Raw genomic sequence first — 18,191 nt, forward strand, 5'->3', positions numbered from 1 at the left:
ACTACTCTTACAGTTGCAATTAAATCTCCTTTTTTTACTTTAGAACCTTCTAACAACACAATTTTATCTATAATTCCTGTTATTTGCGGTTTAATTTCAATTTCTTCTAAAGGAATAACTTTACCAGTAGCTACTGTTTTTTTAACAATAGTTGTTCTAAATGGTGTTTCTGTTTCGTACTCAACAATACTTGTTTTATTCTTTTTACCGAACCAAATTAGTGCTGCAATAAAACCTATTGCAATAATTATTAAAATAATTTTTGATCTTTTACTCATGATTTGTTGTTAATTGATTGTATTTACTCTTCTCTTAATGCTTCTATTGGTTTTACTACTGTTGCCATATGTGCAGGAATTAATCCTATTAAAGTTCCTAAAACTATTAATGTAGCAAAAGCAATGAAAATAATTGGTATGTTTACTGTTGGGTTTATTAGGGCAGCATCTTCTCCTTGACCAAAAGCAGAATCTATTAAAAATAATACCAAACTACCAAAAATGATACCTAACATACCTGCAATGGTTGTTAGAAAAACAGATTCTAAAATAATTTGTTGTCTAACACTTTTGGGTGTTGCTCCTAATGCCCTTCTAATTCCTATTTCTTTAGTACGTTCTTTAACGGTTATTAATAAGATATTACCAATGGCAAAAACCCCTGCAATTAAAGTAGCAATACCTACAAACCAAGTTAAAAACTGCATTCCTGTTAAAAAACCGGTAACTTTTCCTATTTCTTTTCCTAAATTAACACTACCAAAAGCCCTTTCGTCTTCTGGGTGTACTTTGTGAAGTCCTTTTAATGTTAGCAAAATATCTTTTTCCATTTGCTCAATATTCGTTCCTTCATTTGCAGTAATCATCATCCAGTCTACTTTATTGGCTGTATTGTAAACTTTTCTAAATGTAGTAAATGGTATATAAGCTGTATCTCCATCAAAATCTATGGTATTAGATGGTTTATACACCCCAATTACTTGATAACTAATGCTGTTTATTTTAATGTATTGTCCAATAGGAAATTCATCTTTATCAAACAATTGTTTGTACATATCTTCTGATATTACTGTAACTTTTGCATTTGTTTGAATATCATTTTCATTTAAAAAACGTCCATAAAGTAATTGTTTTTTTTGTATCTTATCTAGTACAGGGTAATCTCCACTTACTCTAAAATCTCCAGATTTAAAATCTTTTATTATTAAATTACTAGTTTGATTTCTTGGCGCTAAAAGTTTAATTTCGTTCTTATATTCTGAGTTTAATACTTCAATATCATTCATCGTAAGCCTAAACCTTCTACCTTCTTGAAAACCTTTAAAAGGTGTATCTGTAGATTGTGTCCAAACAAAAACACTATTAGTGGCAAAGTTTCCAAATAATTTATTAAAACCGTTTTCCATACCTCTTGCTGCTCCTAAAAGAACTACTAAAAGAAAAATTCCCCAGAGAACACCAATTATTGTAATTGCGGTTCTGATTTTATTTTTACGAATGCTTCCGTAAATTTCTTGCCAAGTATCTGAATCAAATAAAAATTTCATAATTAATCTGCATTTAATGCAACAATAGGTTTAATGTTTGCTGCTTTTTTTGCTGGTAAATAACCTGCTATTAAACCAGATAAAATAAGTACCACTGTTGCTCCGATTACTATTCCTGTACTAACACTTGGGTCTTTTATAAAGTAATCCTTCTCTAAACTATCTCCAATTAAACTTAAGATATAAGTTCCTAGAGAAAGCCCTAGATAACCAGCTAATGTTGTAATAAGTACAGACTCTTGAACAACCATTGCAACAATTGATGAAGGCTTTGCTCCAAGTGCTTTTCTTATTCCGAATTCTTTAGTACGTTCCTTTATTACAAAAATCATAATATTACTAATACCTATGATACCAGCTATTAAAGTTCCTGAACCAACCAAAATTACAATGGCATATAGAATACCCATAAATTGCCCAACACCTTTATTTGCTTCTGCCATGTTTCTAACAGACAATGCACTTTGATCATCAGGATGAATACTTAATTTTTTTCGTAAATCTCTTTCTAATTGGTTACCAAAAGCAACTGCTGCATCTAAACTTAAATTGGGATTGTAACCCAAAGCAATCTGACTTATATAATCGTTATTGCCATACATTCTTTGTGCTGTTGTCAAAGGGATAAACGCTTTTCTTTCTTCATTATCTCCACCATCATCAGAAAAAACACCGATAATTAAGTAAGAACTACCATTTACATTAACTCTTTTACCTGTAGCAGGTCTTTCTCCAAACAAATCCTTTTTAATTAACCTACCAATTACAATAACTTTAGAAGCCTCTCTAATATCTCTTTCATTTAAATACCTACCATCGTTAATTATTGTTTTTTCTAAAAACTGATGATCTGGATTTACAGCCATTACGCTATATGAACTAGCTTCACTTTTATATTTGATAGAAAAGTTTTTATATATCCTAGAAGATTGATATTCGATTTTATCAGCGTATTCTTCTGTTACATAATTATAATCGCTATTTTTTAATTGAACTCTTCTACCTGTTTGCAAACCTTTGTAAGGTTTAGAAGTTTTCCAAACTCGCACAAACATAGCGTTCTGAGCATCATCTGCAAAAGCGCTTGTAAAAGAATTACTTAAACCACTAACAATACCAAATAATAAAGTAAATAGTAAAATTGCAAAAGCAACCGTAAAACCAGACATTACAGAACGTAATCTGTTTTTATTTATACTCTGAAAAATTTCTCTCCACCTATCTAAATCAAACATAATTATACTGCTTTAGAAGCTTTTGTTAATTCATCACTAATAATTAATCCATCTTTTAAACGTACAATTCTTTTGGTTTGTTCTGCAACTTCTTCTTCATGCGTAATTACAAAAACAGTCATCCCTTCATCATTAATATCTTTTAATAAATCCATTACAGAATCTGTTGTTGTAGAGTCTAAGGCTCCTGTTGGCTCATCTGCCAAAACTACTTTTGGTTTTGTTACCAATGCTCTAGCAATTGCCACACGTTGTTTTTGTCCACCAGAAAGCTCGTTGGGTAAATGATTTGCCCAATCTTTTAAACCTACTTTATCTAAATAATCTAATGCAGTTTCTAAACGTTCTTTTCTGCTAATACCTTTATAATATAATGGTAATGCAACATTTTCTACAGCAGTTTTGTAAGAAATTAAGTTAAAAGACTGAAATATGAATCCTAAGAATTTATTACGTAACAATGCCGCTTTTTTCTCATTCATGTTTTTAATTAGTTGCCCATTCAAATAATAAGTACCTTCATCATGAACATCTAACAAACCAACTATATTTAATAGTGTAGATTTTCCAGAACCAGAAGACCCCATAATTGATACGAATTCGCCTTCTTTTATATGTAAATCGATACCTTTTAAAACGTGTAGAGAATCTTTTCCGATAGGATAAGATTTGTGTAATTTGTCTATTTTAATCATTAGTTGGTTATTTTAATATAAAAGTATAGAATGCTATTGACTGTGCTTATTAATATTATGTTAAAAGCAAATTTTCTATGCAATTACAACCATAAGACGCATCAAAATAAAAAATGTTACAAGATTTTTAAAAAAAGTTAAAGTATCTTTGTTAAAAGTAATTTTAAAGGGTTAAAGTGGTTTCTATTGCTAAAGATAAAAAGGTGATTTTATTTGATGGAGTTTGTAATTTATGCAATAATGCTGTTACAAAAGTTATTAAATATGACAAAAAAAACGCTTTTTTATTTGCTGCTATACAATCTAAATCTGGTCAAGAAATTATCAATTATTTAAACATAGATACTACCAAAATAGATTCTATAATTTTATACGAACCTAATATTTCTTATGATATAAAATCTACAGCTGCTTTAAAAGTGATGAATGATTTTGGAGGCTTTTGGAAAATTACACAAATTGGTTGGGTTTTTCCTGAATCTTTTAGAAATTTTATTTATGATTATATTGCAAAAAATAGATATAATTGGTTTGGAAAAAAAGAAAGTTGTATGATACCAACACCAGCACTTAAAGCCAAGTTTTTAGATTAAAATGAATTTACCCAAAAAAGTAAATTGCGTTATTTTTGATATGGATGGCGTAATTATAGATTCTGAAGAAATCCATAAAAAAGCGTACTATGAAACCTATAATTCTTTAGGAATTGAAGTTTCAGAAGAGTTGTATAAATCGTTTACAGGCTCTTCTACCATTAACGCTTTTCAGAGGTTAGTGGCACACTTTAATTTAGACAACAATCCAGAAGATTTGGTAATAGACAAAAGAAAAAGATACGTAAACTACTTTGAAAACGACCCAAATTTGAGCTTGGTAAAAGGTGTTGAAGAACTTATAAAGTACTTACATAATAAAGGCTACACATTAATATTGGCTTCTTCTTCTGCAATGGTAAATATCAATCGTGTTTTTCTTAGATTTAACTTAGATCCTTATTTTAAAAGTAAAATTAGTGGTGCAGATTTAGAGGAAAGCAAACCACATCCAGAAATTTTTGAAAAAGCAGCTATTTTAGCAAATTCAGCACCAGAAAATTGCATCGTTATAGAAGATTCTGACAATGGCGTAAAAGCCGCCAATGATGCTGGTATTTTTGTGGTTGGTTACGCAAATATTTTGTCTGAAGGACAGACCTTAGAAAATGCAGATGCTGTTATGCATCACTTTAAAGAATTAAAACAGCTTCTGTAAATAATTATTTAAAAATCAACAAGAATTAAAAGCCTTTTTTATAGAATCAATAAAAATAGCTAAAGAAGTTTTTAGACTTATAAATATTGAGTTTATTATTCAGATATTTGCATAAATAGTTACTTTTTAATGGTAAATAATGATTGATACTACTCGTTTAGAAAACTTACATAATTCACTTTCTGGTGATGTTTTATTTGATGACTTACACAAAACATTATATGCAACAGACGCTTCTGTATATCGTAAAATTCCGTTAGCAGTTGCTTTCCCAAAAGATGAAAATGATATCAAAATTTTAATAGCTTTTGCTACTAAAAACAACATCACTTTAATACCAAGAACTGCAGGAACTTCTCTTGCAGGACAGTGTGTAGGTGATGGAATTGTAGTAGATGTTTCTAAGCACTTTACAAACATCATTCATTTTGATGAGGAAAACAAAACCATCAAATTACAACCAGGTATTGTAAGAGATTCTTTAAACGTTTTTCTAAAACCTTATGGGTTGTTTTTTGGCCCAAACACATCTACATCAAATAGATGTATGATTGGTGGAATGGTTGGTAACAATTCATCAGGAAGTACCTCTATAAGATATGGCGTTACACGTGATAAAGTGTTGGCTATTGATGCTATTTTAAGTGATGGTTCTTCAGCTATTTTTAAAGAAATTACATCCGAAGAATTCATCAAGAAAACCAAAGAAGAAAGTTTAGAAGGTAAAATTTATAAATCTATTTATGCGGAACTTAATTCAGTAGCTGTTCAAGAAGAAATTAAAAAAGAATTTCCTAAAGAAACCATTCATAGAAGATGTACAGGATATGCTGTTGATGAATTTTTAAAATCTGATTTATTTGGCGGAACAGCACCCACTATAAATGTTGCAAAATTACTTGCAGGAAGTGAAGGAACTCTGGCTTTTTCGACAGCAATTACTTTACAATTAGATGCCATACCTCCCAAAGAAAGCATCATGGTTTGCGCTCATTTTAAAAGTATTAATGAGAGTTTAAAAGCCACTTTAGTTTCCATGAATCATAATTTGTACAATTGTGAGTTGATGGACAAAACCATTTTAGATTGTACCAAGAACAATCGTGAATTGGCTAAAAACAGATTCTTTTTACAAGGAGATCCAGAAGCTGTTTTAATGTTAGAAGTTGCTGCAGAAACCCTTGCAAAAGCAGAAGTTTTAGCAGATAATTTAATTGCTGACTTAAAGAAAAACAATTTTGGCTATCATCACCCAAAAGTATATGGTGCAGACATTGCCAAAGTACATTATTTACGTAAAGCAGGTTTGGGTGCTTTAGGTAATATGGTGGGTGATATGAAAGCTGTGGCTTGTATAGAAGATACTGCTGTTGCTTTAGAAGATTTACCAAATTACATAGAAGAGTTCACTAAAATAATGGCGAAATACCAGCAAAATGCAGTCTATTATGCACATGCTGGTGCTGGGGAATTGCATTTACGTCCGATTTTGAATTTAAAGAAATCTGAAGATGTAGTTTTGTTCAGGAAAATAACCACTGAAACTGCTAAATTGGTTAAAAAATATCAAGGTTCTTTTTCTGGTGAACATGGTGATGGAATTGTGCGTGCTGAGTTTATTCCGTTAATGATTGGTGAAAACAACTACCAATTATTAAGAAGAATTAAAAAGGCATTTGATAACAACAACGTTTTTAACAAAGGAAAGATTACAGATGCTTTTCCTATGGATAAAAGCTTGCGTTACGAAATTGACAGAACGGAACCTAAAATTGAAACCATTCAAGATTTTTCTGATAGTGAAGGCATTATCAAATTAGCTGAAAAATGCAATGGATCTGGAGATTGTAGGAAACCAGTGGAAGCTGGTGGTACCATGTGCCCAAGTTACAGAGCTACCAAAAACGAAAGTGAAACAACCAGAGCAAGAGCCAATGTTTTACGTGAAGTTCTCACAAATAATAAAGCAAAAAATAAATTTGATTCAAAAGAGTTAAAACAAGTTCTAGACCTTTGTTTAAGTTGTAAAGCATGCGCATCAGAATGCCCTAGTAATGTAGATATTGCCACTATGAAAGCAGAGTTTTTATACCAATATCAAGAAACGAATGGTTATTCATTTAGAAGCAAACTGTTTGCTAACAATGCCAAATTAAACAAATTAGGTAGCCTCACTCCTACTTTAGCAAATGCAATTTTAAATACACCTTTTGCTAAAAAAGCCATGGGAGTTGCTGTAGAAAGAAGCGTTCCTAAATTGGCAAAAAAAACATTACTTAGTTGGCATAAAAAATATTCTAATAATTCCACCAAGAATGTCATTTCAAGCGGAGTTGAGAAATCTCAAAATAAAGAAATCTATCTTTTTAACGATGAATTCACCAACTTTTACGACGTAGAAATTGGTAAAGATGCTTTTTACTTGTTAGAAAAATTAGGATATGTAGTCCATATTATCAATCACGAAGAAAGTGCTAGAAGTTATATTTCTAAAGGGTTTTTAAAAGAAGCTAAAGCTGTTTGTAATAAAAATATCAACATATTTAAAAATATCATTACAAAGGAAACGCCATTAATTGGTGTAGAACCTTCAGCAATTTTAACCTTTAGAGATGAATATATTAGATTAGCAGACGATAAAACATCCGCAGAAAATATTGCAAAAAACACTTTTACTTTTGAAGAGTTTTTAGCGAACGAATTAAAAGAAGGAAATATTAATAAAGATGCCTTTACCAAAAAGACAAAGACTTTAAAAATTCACGGACATTGTCATCAAAAAGCATTGTCTAGTACCAATGCAAGTTTTCAAATATTAAACTTACCAGAAAATTATAAAGTAACTATCATGAACACAGGTTGCTGTGGGATGGCAGGTTCTTTTGGTTATGAAAAAGAACATTATAAAGTTTCTATGCAAGTTGGTGAAGATACATTGTTTCCTAAAATAAGAAATTGTAGTGCTGATACAGAAATTGCAGCTGCAGGAACGAGTTGTCGTCATCAAATTTTTGATGGCACAAAACGTATTGCAAAACATCCTATAACAATTCTAAAAGAAGCCTTATCTTAGGCGAATGCTAATTAAAAATAAAGTAACAACTATGTTTGCCCTAATCATTGCTGGGGAAGCCATTTTCTTGTTGCCTTTTATTTTGATGCGTGTTTTTAAACCTGTGATAAGAGAAGCTTTTGTTATTTCTGATGCTCAAATTGGTGAGGCACAAGCTTTATATGGTATTACTGCAGTATTATCCTACTTCTTTGGAGGTTTTTTTGCTGATAAATGGGAAGCCAGAAAACTACTTTCTTTTTCTTTAATATTAACTGCTATTGGCGGATTTTGGATGACGTTAATTCCCTCAATATTTACGTTAAAATTACTTTATGCTTTTTGGGGAATATCAACAATTTTATTTTTTTGGGCTTCTTTGATTAAAGCGACAAGACAGTGGGGAAATACATACAATCAAGGTTTGTCTTTTGGCTTGTTAGATGGTGGAAGAGGTTTTTTTGCAGCAACAATTGCATTATCTGGAGCAGGAATTTTAACTTTTTTCTTCCCTCAAAAAGGAGTTGAAATTACTTTTGAGAATAAAGTAAATACTTTGCAATATATTATTGGAACAATAACAGGTATCGTTTTTTTAGTAGGGTTTTTAGTGTTAAAAGTACTGCCCAAAGAAAATATAAAAACCTCTAAAAAAGAATTTATTTTTGATTTTAAAACAACGCTTTTTATTATTAAACAAAGAAAGGTAATTTTTCATTCCTTAATTATTTTTTGTGGATATTGTTCTTATAAATTAACAGGAGTTTATGGAACATATGCCAAAGATGTGTGGCATTATACTTTAGAAGAAGCTACATATTTTGCTGTTTTTATTCAGTACTTAAGACCTTTAGCAGCTATTTCTATAGGTTGGATTGCCGATAAATTTGTACCCTCTAAATTAATTATTCCTAGTTTTTCAATCCTTATTTTAGCATCACTTCTTTTGGGTTTTATTGATTTTAAAGATGATTTTATCTTTATTTCTTTTACCTCATTTATTTTTATGGCATTTGGCACTTATTCATTAAGGGGTTTGTATTTTGCTATCATAGAAGAAACAAAAACACCTATTCAATTTACAGGAACTTTGGTAGGAATTATCTCAGTAGTTGGGTTTACACCAGACATATTTATGTCTCTTTTTAATGGATATATGTTAGGTAAAAACCCTACTATTTTAGAATATCAAAATTTATTTATAATATTTACAATTATACCAATTATAGGTCTTCTAGCCACAATTGGTTTTAGAAAAGCAATACAAAATGAGTAAAAAACAAAAATATACAGCAGCTGAGAATCGTTATGAAAAAATAAAATATAGAAGAACAGGTAATAGTGGTTTACTATTACCAGAAATTTCTTTAGGCTTATGGCATAACTTTGGAGCAAATGACGATTTTAAAAATGCTAGAAATCTTTTAAAATGTGCTTTTGATAACGGAATTACACATTTTGATTTAGCAAATAATTATGGACCTCCTCCTGGTTCTGCAGAAAAAAACTTTGGTAAAATACTTAAAAAGGATTTTAAAAACTATAGAGATGAATTGATAATTTCTTCTAAAGCAGGTTATGGTATGTGGCCTGGGCCTTATGGTGATTTTGGTTCTATGAAGTTTTTAGTGGCGAGCTTAGATCAAAGTTTACAAAGAATGGGACTGGATTATGTAGATATTTTTTATCATCATAGACCAGATTATGATACGCCTTTAGAAGAAACCATGGGGACTTTAGATTTAATGGTTAGACAAGGAAAAGCTTTATATGTGGGACTTTCTAATTATCAACCAGAAAGAGCAGCAGAAGCTTTTAAAATTTTAAACGATTTAGGAACACCATGCCTAATTCATCAACCAAGGTATAATCTATTTGATAGGTGGATTGAAGATGGATTATTGGATTTATTAGATAATTCTGGAGTTGGAGCCATTTGTTTTTCTCCTTTGGCTCAAGGTATGTTAACTAATAAATACATTGATGGATTACCAAAAGATTCTAGAGCCGTAAAAAACAGTCCTTTTTTAAATACAAACCAAGTTTTAGAACATTTGCCAAAAATTAAAGCTTTAAACGAAATTGCTAAAAACAGAAATCAGAATTTAGCACAAATGGCAATTTCTTGGATTTTAAAAGATGAAAGAATTACCTCTGTTTTAATTGGAGCCAGTAAAACTGAGCAAATTTTAGACAGTTTAAAAGCTACCGAAAACACTACTTTTTCTGATGATGAACTAGATAAGATTAGTGGGGTTTTAAAAGAATAATTTTAAAAATACTTCAACAAAGACTTTATTAACGTTCTATTAAATATTTCGTACATTTAAAAGAATTAGCAATTAGTTATTCCTTTTAAATGTTTATAAAGAAAAATTCCCTCCTCTTTTTCTTACTATTCATAATGAATAGTATGCATCATTTTAGTCAAAATGCCATCAACTTTTCTTTACACCAAGATTTAAGATTATTAGCTTTTGGAGATCAATTAGGTAATAAAGCAGGAACATTAAATTTTATGGCTCGTTTAAAATACGAAGCCGAAGATAAAGAATTAGGCTTTTTTGTAGGTGGTTTAGAATTCGAAAAAGCGCTTCTTAAGCAACATTATTCTAGGTTTGGAGGCTATGGAGGCTTTACTTTTATGGATGTCTTTAATGATTTTAATTTTCAAATAACACCAACTATTGGTGCAGGTTTTATCCAAAGGTATCAGAAAAACTTATTTAGTTGGTCTGGGTCTGTACAATTTGAATATTTAATTAATAATTCTCTTAAATTAAGTTTTATAAATCAAATAACAGAAAGAACAGATTTAGAATATATGTACAAAGACTTAAAATACAGATATAGTTTTTTTATTGGACTTGAAATTAGATTATTCCAATTAAAAAAAGGTTAAGAAGACCAAAATTCACGTTTTTTATTTAATTCCTCTTCCTCTTTTATATATTCTTCTGCTTCCTTTGGAGACAATACTTTTAAGAATGAAGGGTGCTGTTCTATAGCGTATTCAATTTTAGTGACAATATCTGCAATTTCTTCATTTTCGTAATCAATTTCTAAAGGCTCTTTAATCACCATAGATTGTAGAACATTGCGTTTTTTTATTGCCAAACCTTTTTTATCAAAAGAGCGTCTAAAACCGTCTATAACTATCGGAACAACTACGGGTTTACAGGTTTTTATTATATGAGCTGTTCCCCTTCTAATGGGTTTAAATGGTGTGGTTGTACCTTGTGGAAAAGTGATTACCCAACCATCTTTTATGGCTTTTTGTATATTAGAAATATCAGAATTTTTTACTTGTCTATTTACGTTTTTACCTGCACTTCTCCAAGTTCTATCAATAGAAACAGAACCTGCATAAGCAAATAATTTTGGCAATAAACCAGCACGCATAGTTTCTCCTGCAGCTACAAAGTAAATGTTTAATTTCGGATTCCAGATGTAACCAATATTTTTAATAGAATCGTCTCTCCCTTTTAAAGATGCATTAAACACATGAAACATGGCAGCTACATCTGCAAAATAGGTTTGATGATTCGAAATAAACAATACATTTTTTTCTGGTAGGTTTCTTAAAATTTCAGAACCTTCTATTTGTAAATTATTAAATTTACGATAACGACTGTGAGAAATTAATCCAAAAATTCTTATAATCCATTTTTTTAAAAATAAATAATGACCAAATGGATTTTTTTTAAATAATGGCATGTTTGTTAGTTAATACTTGGTTAAAAACAAATTTACAAAACAAAATGTTAAAATGTAGAATTAAAGAGTTCTTTAATTTCTGATAACATCATAGCAGTAGCACCCCAAACGATGTAATTGTTTAGTTTAAAGCAAGGTACATCTATTTTATTCATATAAGAAGTCTTTAATGCTTTTGTTGTTAAAGTGTTGTCATTTAATAAATCTTCTAACAATACTTCTATGGTTTGCGCTACTTCGTAATTTTTTTTAAAAACTGGTTTTGTATTTACAAAGCCCAAAAAAGGTGTTGCTAAAAAATTACTTGGCGGTATAAAAACATCTGTTAACTCTCTAATAACTTCTATTTCTGACGGATGCAAACCTACTTCTTCATAGGCTTCTCTTAAAGCTGTGGCTTTTAAATTAGCATCTGTTTTATCTATTTTACCACCGGGAAAACTAATTTGTGCAGAGTGTGTACCTTTGTAAGTGGCTCTTTCTGTTAACAAAAAAGTGGTTTGATTGTTTATATTCGGGTAAAATAGAGCTAAAACGGCTGCTTTTTTAGGGTTACTTTGTCTGATTTTATCAGCATCGTAACGTTTTCTTAATTCTGGTGCTAATTTAAACTGCGCCTCTAACCCACCTAATTTTGCTGTTTCTAGTATATTTAAATTGCTTTTAAAAGTATCGAAGTTCAAACTGTTTTCTGTATTTTACGCTAAATTATTGATTTCTATTTGCCCATAGAAATTTTTGGCAAGAAATTTGACTTTGATATTGTATGAATAATAAATTTAAAAAATTAATTGTTAGCATTTTTTTAGATGCTATCGGTTTTATCCCTTTTTTACCTTTTGATCTTTTTTGGGCACCTGTTTCTGGTTACATTATGACAAAAATGTATAAAGGAAAGGAAGGTAAAATCGCTGGTTTTGTTAGTTTTGTTGAAGAAATACTTCCTTTTGATTTTATACCAACTTTTACCATTATGTGGATTTATAGTTATATGATAAAAAAAAGAAAAAATGAGAATATTATTGAAGCTGAGTGATTGCGTTAGGGATTGAAACGACATCCTTTTTGCTATTTTCGGCAAAAAGATATAGTGTAAAGCCCGTTAAAACGCCCAAAAAATTAGTCGTCTGTTTTAAACAAAAAGCCCAAACCTAATCTGCTTAAAAACTTTTTTTCGAAAGCCCAAAAGAATTTAAATTGCCCGAAAACCCAACCTACAATAGGTAGCGTTAACTGATATATTGGAAAAATTAGTAAGATTCTTAATGGCCAATAAATAAAGCCAGAAATAGTATTTGGGTTTAAACCGATAATATTTGTAACGGGTTTTGCAACCCAAGCTGCAAAAGAACCATTAATGGCAAACACGATAAATATTGCTAAAAGAGACCAGTTGCTTTCAATTCCCCATCTTTCTTTTAATTTATCCATAAACTTATGCTTCTTTTTTTGATTTTCTAAACATTAACCAAACCCCAATTAAAACAAGCGGAATGCTTAAAACTTGTCCTGTATTTAAAGGGCTAAAAAACCACTCTTCTCCTCTTTTTTGTACTTGTGGTTCTTTTAAAAATTCTATGACAAAACGTAAAGACCATAAAACCACCATAAATAAACCGAATAAATACCCAATTTGCTGTTTTTTGTTGGTTTTCCAATACAAATACCACATTACTAAAAACAAGGCTAAATAACTAAAAGCTTCGTATAATTGGGTGGGATGTCTTGGTACAGTTTCGCCTGCTGCTTTAAATATTACTCCAAAATTAGAACCTGTTTCTTTACCGTAAATTTCTGAATTGAAAAAGTTTCCAAAACGAATGAAAAAGCCTGCCAAAGCTACCATAATTGCCAATCTATCTAAAATAAATAACCAGGGTTTTTGTAAGTGTTTTTTGGCATAAAAATACATAGCAATAGGAATCCCTATAGCTGCACCATGACTTGCAAAGCCTGTAAAACCAGTAAATTTCCAGCCTTCTGCAGATTTTTTAAAGGGTAAAATGATTTCTAAAAGGTTATGTTGATAATAATCCCAACTATAAAAGAAAACGTCTCCTAAACGCATACCAATTAACATAGAAATAAAAACATACATAAATAGAGGATCCATTTTTTCTACAGGAATTTTATCTTCTATATAGATTTTTTTCATGAGTCTTAAGCCCAGTAAAAAAGCGGCTACAAACATTAAACTGTACCAGCGTATGGTAAAAAAGCCTAAATCTATTCCTATGGAAGGATCCCAAGTGATTGCTAAAAAATTCATATTTAATTGTTCAATATTTTAAATTTTATATTCAAAGTTAAAGCCTTTTGTCTTTATTCTCTTTTCTTTTCTCTTATCTCTTTTCCTAATTTCTCAGGAACAGGATCGTAACCACTGCCTCCCCAAGGATGACAACTAAAAATTCTTTTCAATGCCAACCAACCACCAGAAAACAAACCGTGTTTTTGTAAAGCTTCTATGGTGTAATGTGAACATGTGGGGCTGTACCTACAAGTTGCTGGTGTAAATGGCGAGATGGCTGTTTGGTAAAAACGCACCAATAAAATGAACGGGTATGAAAGTATTTTTTTCAAAAAATAGTTTTTATAATTTCATTTTGAGATTTCTACTAACCTCGAAATGACATTGACCAATATACTTTTTTAATTTACTGAAAAAGTAGTGCCTTCTTTACCATCTTTTAACTGAATACCTAATTCAATTAACTCGTCTCTAATTTGGTCTGACAATGCCCAATCTTTATTTTCTCTGGCTTCTTTTCTTAATTTTATTAGTAACTCTACTACCCCATTTATTTTATCTGAACTGTCTTGAGTTGCTTCATTCATCAACCCTAAAATATCAAAAACAAAACTGTTTAAAGTCTTTTTAAATGCTGATAAATCTTCTGGTGTTAAACTTGCATTTTTCTCTTTTATTTGATTGATGAGTTTCACCCCTTCAAATAAATGCGCTATTAAAATAGGCGTATTAAAATCGTCGTTCATTGCTGCATAACAATCCTTTTTCCATTTCTGAACATCAAAAGTTGATTCTTTACCTGCTTCTATTTTGTCTAAAAAATTGATAGCTTCCATTAACTTACTATGTCCTTTTTCTGAGGCTTCTAAAGCTTCTCCAGAGAAATCTAAAATACTTCTATAGTTGGCTTGCATGTTAAAGAAACGAACTACTGAAGCCGAAAATGCTTTTGGTAAAATGTTATTTTTACCCGATAAAATTTCGTTTGGTAAAATAAAGTTACCTGTTGATTTTGCCATTTTTTGGCTATTTAACAACAGCATATTGGTATGCATCCAATAATTTACAGGTTTTACACCAGAACAGGTTTGTGATTGTGCAATTTCACATTCGTGATGTGGAAATTTTAAATCCATTCCACCTCCATGAATATCGAAACTTTCGCCTAAATATTTAGTACTCATTACAGAACACTCTAGATGCCAACCAGGAAAACCATCTGACCAAGGAGAAGGCCAACGCATGATATGGCGTTCTTCGGCTTTTTTCCAAAGTGCAAAATCTTGTGGATTTTTCTTATCTGATTGTCCGTCTAAAGCACGTGTATTATGGATTAAATCTTCTACTTTTCTGCCTGATAAAATTCCATAATGATTAGATTCATTATACGCCAACACATCAAAATAGACAGAGCCATTCACTTCGTAAGCAAAACCCTTATCTATGATTTCTTTAATCATTTCTATCTGCTCTACAATATGGCCAGTTGCAGTAGGTTCTATACTTGGTGGTAAAAAATTATAATTTTTTAGAACATTATGAAAATCTACAGTGTAACGTTGCACAACTTCCATAGGTTCTATTTCTTCTAAACGTGCTTTTTTTGCAATTCTATCTTCACCTTCATCTGCATCGTTTTCTAAATGACCAGCATCTGTAATATTACGTACATAACGTACTTTATATCCTAAATGTAGCAGATATCTGTACACAACATCAAAAAACATAAACGTTCTAACGTTGCCTAAATGTGCATTGCTATATACAGTGGGACCGCAAACATACATGCCTACGTAACCTTCTGTTATGGGTTTAAAATCCTCTTTAGACTTGCTAAGAGAATTGTATATTTTCAATTGATTTTCTTTGTAGAGTTCCATTAAAAAAGTGACTATTTACAGCGGATAAAGATAGGCACTTTATTGAGAATAGAGAAATGGAAATTGAGAGAAGTTTTGTAAAATAAAAGAAACCTATTTGATTACAATAGTACTGTAATCTCCATTAATTTTTATAAGGTTTCTTGTAGAAGTATTTGAGCTTAATTTTGTGTTTCTTTTATTATCTAACTTAACTCTATTTACTTCATATTTAAAATTACTTGGTATATTTCCTAGTAAAATTGTAGCATCAGATTGACTTAAATTTAAAATAAACTCTCCAAAATTAGGATTAAAACTATCTATTGTTAATTCACCAAATTTATCTGAAAGAACAACATTTTCATTAATTTTAAGGATGTGGACCCCTGATGAGTTATTAGATAAATTTGAATTTGTAACTGATGCTATCTTAGCATCAGTTACATTGTTTAAAAATAAGTTACAAGCATTTAGGTCATTAATATTTACTTTAGAATAGTCTATCTTTAATTTACCTCCTATTAAATTATTAGTATCAAAAGTGCCATATTTTACATTTCCAAAAGCTACTGTATTTGGTAATTTCACTTTACAATGACGTGTATTTAAATCAAAAGTTGCCCCTTTTGGTACTTTAATTTCTAACCTTTTTTTGATGTTTATTTTCTTACCATTAATAATTATATCATCAGAGTTCGAATCAAATTTTAAATCTAATTTTAATTTTTTAAGTTCTTTTTTTGCTTTTTCTAATTGTTTACGAATTTCTTCTTTATCTATTTTTTTAATTTGTTCTTGCGCCCTTTTTAATTCAATTTTCATTTTTTCTTTAGACTCTTTTAATTCTTTGCGCATTTTTTCTTGATCTAAAGTCAATTTCTTTTTAAGCTCTTTATATTCTTTTGTTTTCTTAAAAGCTTCCCACTCTTCTTTAGAATTAATTTCTATATCATGATTTTCATCTTTCCATCTAAATTCATATTTTCCATCTTTTCCCATGTTTTCTTCTAAATCTTCAAAAATATCGTCAAATTCAAAATCTACATCAAAGTTTAAGTCAAAATTCAAATCTGGTATCACAATAGTTTCCATTTTAGAAAAATCGATATCTGGCATTTTAAAATCAAAATTCATATCATCAAAAAAGACAAAATCATTCTTAAAATTAAATTCATTATTTCCTTTTGAAGTAATTTGAACTTTTTTCTTATTACCTAATGCTTCAAAATTCCAATTTTTAAAATACTTTTCTGCTTCTTCTTTAGTAATGCCTTCAATTTCTATATAAGCATCAATTTTAACTTCATTTTTATTCCATGTAGTTACATTAATATCTGTATTAGAAGCATTTATAGCGACCTCTACATCTTTGTTTGTTTTAAAGCTTTCTGTAAACTTTTTATCAAACTTTTGTGCAAATAAAGTCCCTAAAAAGCCAATAGCTATAAAAGTGACAACTTGTTTATATAATCTGTGTTTCATTTTGTGTTTTGTTTAAATTTTTAAGTTCATTTAATTGCTTTTTTAAACGTTGTAAAAGCTTTAATCGTAATTGTAAATTACGTACTAGTGCATCTATAGTTACATCATTAACCCCATTTGTATTGAGCTCTTTGGTTAATTTTTTATATTCTTTAGTTAGTTCTGCAATTTTTAACAAGTAACCATCTACAATGTCTTTATTATCTTCTGATAAATCTAACTGACTCATTTCTAAATTAATACTATTTACATAATAGGTTTCGATAGTATTAAATTCTGGCGATATGTTACCCAATGTTATTTGTTTCTCAGTATTTTCGATTGGATCTTTTAAAGTTTTTTTAGTGGGATAAAATTTAATCCCTAAACAAACTAACAATACAATTGATGCTGCAATTGATAACCATTTAAAGGTTTTCTTTTTTGATTTTTGTGGATGCATTTCTGACATCAATAATTTTTCGAATTTATTTTGATGGCTTGCAGACAACTCTATACTTTCTTCTTTAAACTCTTTTAATTTCTCTTTAATATCCTGCTGCATAACTTTTGTTTTTTAATTGTTCTTTAACTATTTTTTTTCCTCTTAACAAATGTGTTCTAGAGGTATTTTCTGTGATAGAAAGTATTTTAGCAATTTCTTGATGATCATATCCTTCTAACAAATACAAGGTTAAAACTAATCTGTATTTTTCCTTTAAACGATTAATAGTTTGTACAATTTCATTTGTAGAAATACCGCTATCTATTTTCCAATCTTCAGAATCTTCTTGTTTTTTATAAACCTCTTCATTTATAGCCACCAACTCTAGTTTATTTTTCTTTAAATAATCGATACTTTGGTTGATAACAATTCGTTTTAACCACGCACCAAAAGCCACCTCATTTTTATATTTTTTAATGTTTTTAAACGCCTTTATAAAAGCATCTTGCATCACATCTTCTGCAATAAACCGATCTTTTACATACCTATTTGCCACTAGCAACATGCCATTACAATACAAATTATACAATTGCATTTGTGCCTTTGCATTATTGTTTTTACACTGGTCTATAATTGGTTGATGTAACTGTTTGGTTGGTTTCATTCAAATAATCTT

The 18,191-nt window shown here is 30.0% G+C and carries 19 protein-coding genes and 1 pseudogene; 7 read left to right on the forward strand and 13 right to left on the reverse strand.

Translation table 11 applies throughout. The features are described 5' to 3' along the window. The 4 genes and pseudogenes from ACTG3S_RS01660 to ACTG3S_RS01675 form a co-directional block, all read right to left on the reverse strand. A pseudogene (locus ACTG3S_RS01660) lies at positions 1 to 278 on the reverse strand (efflux RND transporter periplasmic adaptor subunit); the annotation flags it as partial. 23 nt (positions 279 to 301) lie between these two features. Then, positions 302 to 1,546, reverse strand: coding sequence for an ABC transporter permease (locus ACTG3S_RS01665; RefSeq protein WP_439127640.1), 1,245 nt, complete (start codon positions 1,544 to 1,546; stop codon positions 302 to 304). Positions 1,547 to 1,548: 2 nt separating this feature from the next. Beyond that, positions 1,549 to 2,781 carry an ABC transporter permease gene (locus ACTG3S_RS01670; protein WP_439127641.1) on the reverse strand — a complete coding sequence of 411 codons (1,233 nt, stop codon included), beginning with the start codon at positions 2,779 to 2,781 and terminating at the stop codon, positions 1,549 to 1,551. Positions 2,782 to 2,783: 2 nt separating this feature from the next. Further along, on the reverse strand, positions 2,784 to 3,476 hold the full coding sequence (locus ACTG3S_RS01675; RefSeq protein WP_439127642.1) for an ABC transporter ATP-binding protein: 693 nt from the start codon (positions 3,474 to 3,476) through the stop codon (positions 2,784 to 2,786). A gap of 203 nt (positions 3,477 to 3,679) precedes the next feature. On the opposite strand from ACTG3S_RS01675, the gene ACTG3S_RS01680 reads away from it, so the two are divergent. The 6 genes from ACTG3S_RS01680 (at position 3,680) to ACTG3S_RS01705 (ending at position 10,681) form a co-directional block, all read left to right on the forward strand. Continuing rightward, entirely contained in the window at positions 3,680 to 4,069 is a 390-nt protein-coding gene (locus tag ACTG3S_RS01680) for a thiol-disulfide oxidoreductase DCC family protein (protein ID WP_439127643.1), read from the forward strand. Position 4,070: 1 nt separating this feature from the next. Then, on the forward strand, positions 4,071 to 4,727 hold the full coding sequence (locus ACTG3S_RS01685) for an HAD family hydrolase (protein WP_439127644.1): 657 nt from the start codon (positions 4,071 to 4,073) through the stop codon (positions 4,725 to 4,727). 139 nt (positions 4,728 to 4,866) lie between these two features. Further along, positions 4,867 to 7,800, forward strand: coding sequence for an FAD-binding and (Fe-S)-binding domain-containing protein (locus tag ACTG3S_RS01690; protein ID WP_439127645.1), 2,934 nt, complete (start codon positions 4,867 to 4,869; stop codon positions 7,798 to 7,800). A gap of 31 nt (positions 7,801 to 7,831) precedes the next feature. Beyond that, entirely contained in the window at positions 7,832 to 9,055 is a 1,224-nt protein-coding gene (locus ACTG3S_RS01695; protein ID WP_439127646.1) for an MFS transporter, read from the forward strand. Further along, a complete protein-coding gene (locus ACTG3S_RS01700) occupies positions 9,048 to 10,049 on the forward strand; it encodes an aldo/keto reductase (RefSeq protein ID WP_439127647.1) in 1,002 nt (333 codons plus the stop codon). Before ACTG3S_RS01695 ends, ACTG3S_RS01700 begins: the two co-directional genes overlap by 8 nt. 143 nt (positions 10,050 to 10,192) lie before the next feature. Further along, positions 10,193 to 10,681 carry a hypothetical protein gene (locus tag ACTG3S_RS01705; protein WP_439127648.1) on the forward strand — a complete coding sequence of 163 codons (489 nt, stop codon included), beginning with the start codon at positions 10,193 to 10,195 and terminating at the stop codon, positions 10,679 to 10,681. On the opposite strand, the gene ACTG3S_RS01710 is transcribed toward ACTG3S_RS01705, so the two are convergent. Further along, complete coding sequence (locus ACTG3S_RS01710) at positions 10,678 to 11,496, reverse strand: lysophospholipid acyltransferase family protein (RefSeq protein WP_439127649.1); 819 nt, start codon at positions 11,494 to 11,496, stop codon at positions 10,678 to 10,680. The two genes, ACTG3S_RS01705 and ACTG3S_RS01710, sit on opposite strands and share 4 nt — an antisense overlap. A 47-nt stretch (positions 11,497 to 11,543) precedes the next feature. Then, positions 11,544 to 12,179 (reverse strand): NUDIX hydrolase, encoded by a 636-nt coding sequence (locus ACTG3S_RS01715; protein ID WP_439127650.1) that lies wholly within the window; start codon positions 12,177 to 12,179, stop codon positions 11,544 to 11,546. Positions 12,180 to 12,262: 83 nt separating this feature from the next. On the opposite strand from ACTG3S_RS01715, the gene ACTG3S_RS01720 reads away from it, so the two are divergent. Then, positions 12,263 to 12,532: a hypothetical protein gene (locus ACTG3S_RS01720; protein ID WP_439127651.1), complete on the forward strand. Its 270-nt coding sequence runs from the start codon at positions 12,263 to 12,265 to the stop codon at positions 12,530 to 12,532. An 83-nt stretch (positions 12,533 to 12,615) separates the two neighbouring features. On the opposite strand, the gene ACTG3S_RS01725 is transcribed toward ACTG3S_RS01720, so the two are convergent. The 7 genes from ACTG3S_RS01725 to ACTG3S_RS01755 all read right to left on the reverse strand — a co-directional run bounded on the left by ACTG3S_RS01725 (position 12,616) and on the right by ACTG3S_RS01755 (position 18,179). Further along, positions 12,616 to 12,927 carry a DUF6787 family protein gene (locus tag ACTG3S_RS01725; protein ID WP_439127652.1) on the reverse strand — a complete coding sequence of 104 codons (312 nt, stop codon included), beginning with the start codon at positions 12,925 to 12,927 and terminating at the stop codon, positions 12,616 to 12,618. A 4-nt stretch (positions 12,928 to 12,931) separates the two neighbouring features. After that, positions 12,932 to 13,765, reverse strand: coding sequence for a prolipoprotein diacylglyceryl transferase (gene lgt / locus ACTG3S_RS01730; protein WP_439127653.1), 834 nt, complete (start codon positions 13,763 to 13,765; stop codon positions 12,932 to 12,934). A gap of 53 nt (positions 13,766 to 13,818) precedes the next feature. After that, complete coding sequence (gene yidD / locus ACTG3S_RS01735; RefSeq protein ID WP_439127654.1) at positions 13,819 to 14,079, reverse strand: membrane protein insertion efficiency factor YidD; 261 nt, start codon at positions 14,077 to 14,079, stop codon at positions 13,819 to 13,821. 69 nt (positions 14,080 to 14,148) lie between these two features. Further along, complete coding sequence (gene cysS / locus ACTG3S_RS01740; protein ID WP_439127655.1) at positions 14,149 to 15,627, reverse strand: cysteine--tRNA ligase; 1,479 nt, start codon at positions 15,625 to 15,627, stop codon at positions 14,149 to 14,151. 93 nt (positions 15,628 to 15,720) lie between these two features. After that, positions 15,721 to 17,091: a hypothetical protein gene (locus ACTG3S_RS01745; RefSeq protein ID WP_439127656.1), complete on the reverse strand. Its 1,371-nt coding sequence runs from the start codon at positions 17,089 to 17,091 to the stop codon at positions 15,721 to 15,723. Beyond that, positions 17,072 to 17,635 (reverse strand): hypothetical protein, encoded by a 564-nt coding sequence (locus tag ACTG3S_RS01750; protein ID WP_439127657.1) that lies wholly within the window; start codon positions 17,633 to 17,635, stop codon positions 17,072 to 17,074. Before ACTG3S_RS01750 ends, ACTG3S_RS01745 begins: the two co-directional genes overlap by 20 nt. Beyond that, on the reverse strand, positions 17,619 to 18,179 hold the full coding sequence (locus ACTG3S_RS01755) for an RNA polymerase sigma factor (RefSeq protein WP_439127658.1): 561 nt from the start codon (positions 18,177 to 18,179) through the stop codon (positions 17,619 to 17,621). Before ACTG3S_RS01755 ends, ACTG3S_RS01750 begins: the two co-directional genes overlap by 17 nt. Between the last annotated feature and the right edge of the window lie 12 nt (positions 18,180 to 18,191).

It is taken from the genome of Polaribacter sp., from assembly GCF_965656025.1.
Classification (GTDB): domain Bacteria; phylum Bacteroidota; class Bacteroidia; order Flavobacteriales; family Flavobacteriaceae; genus Polaribacter.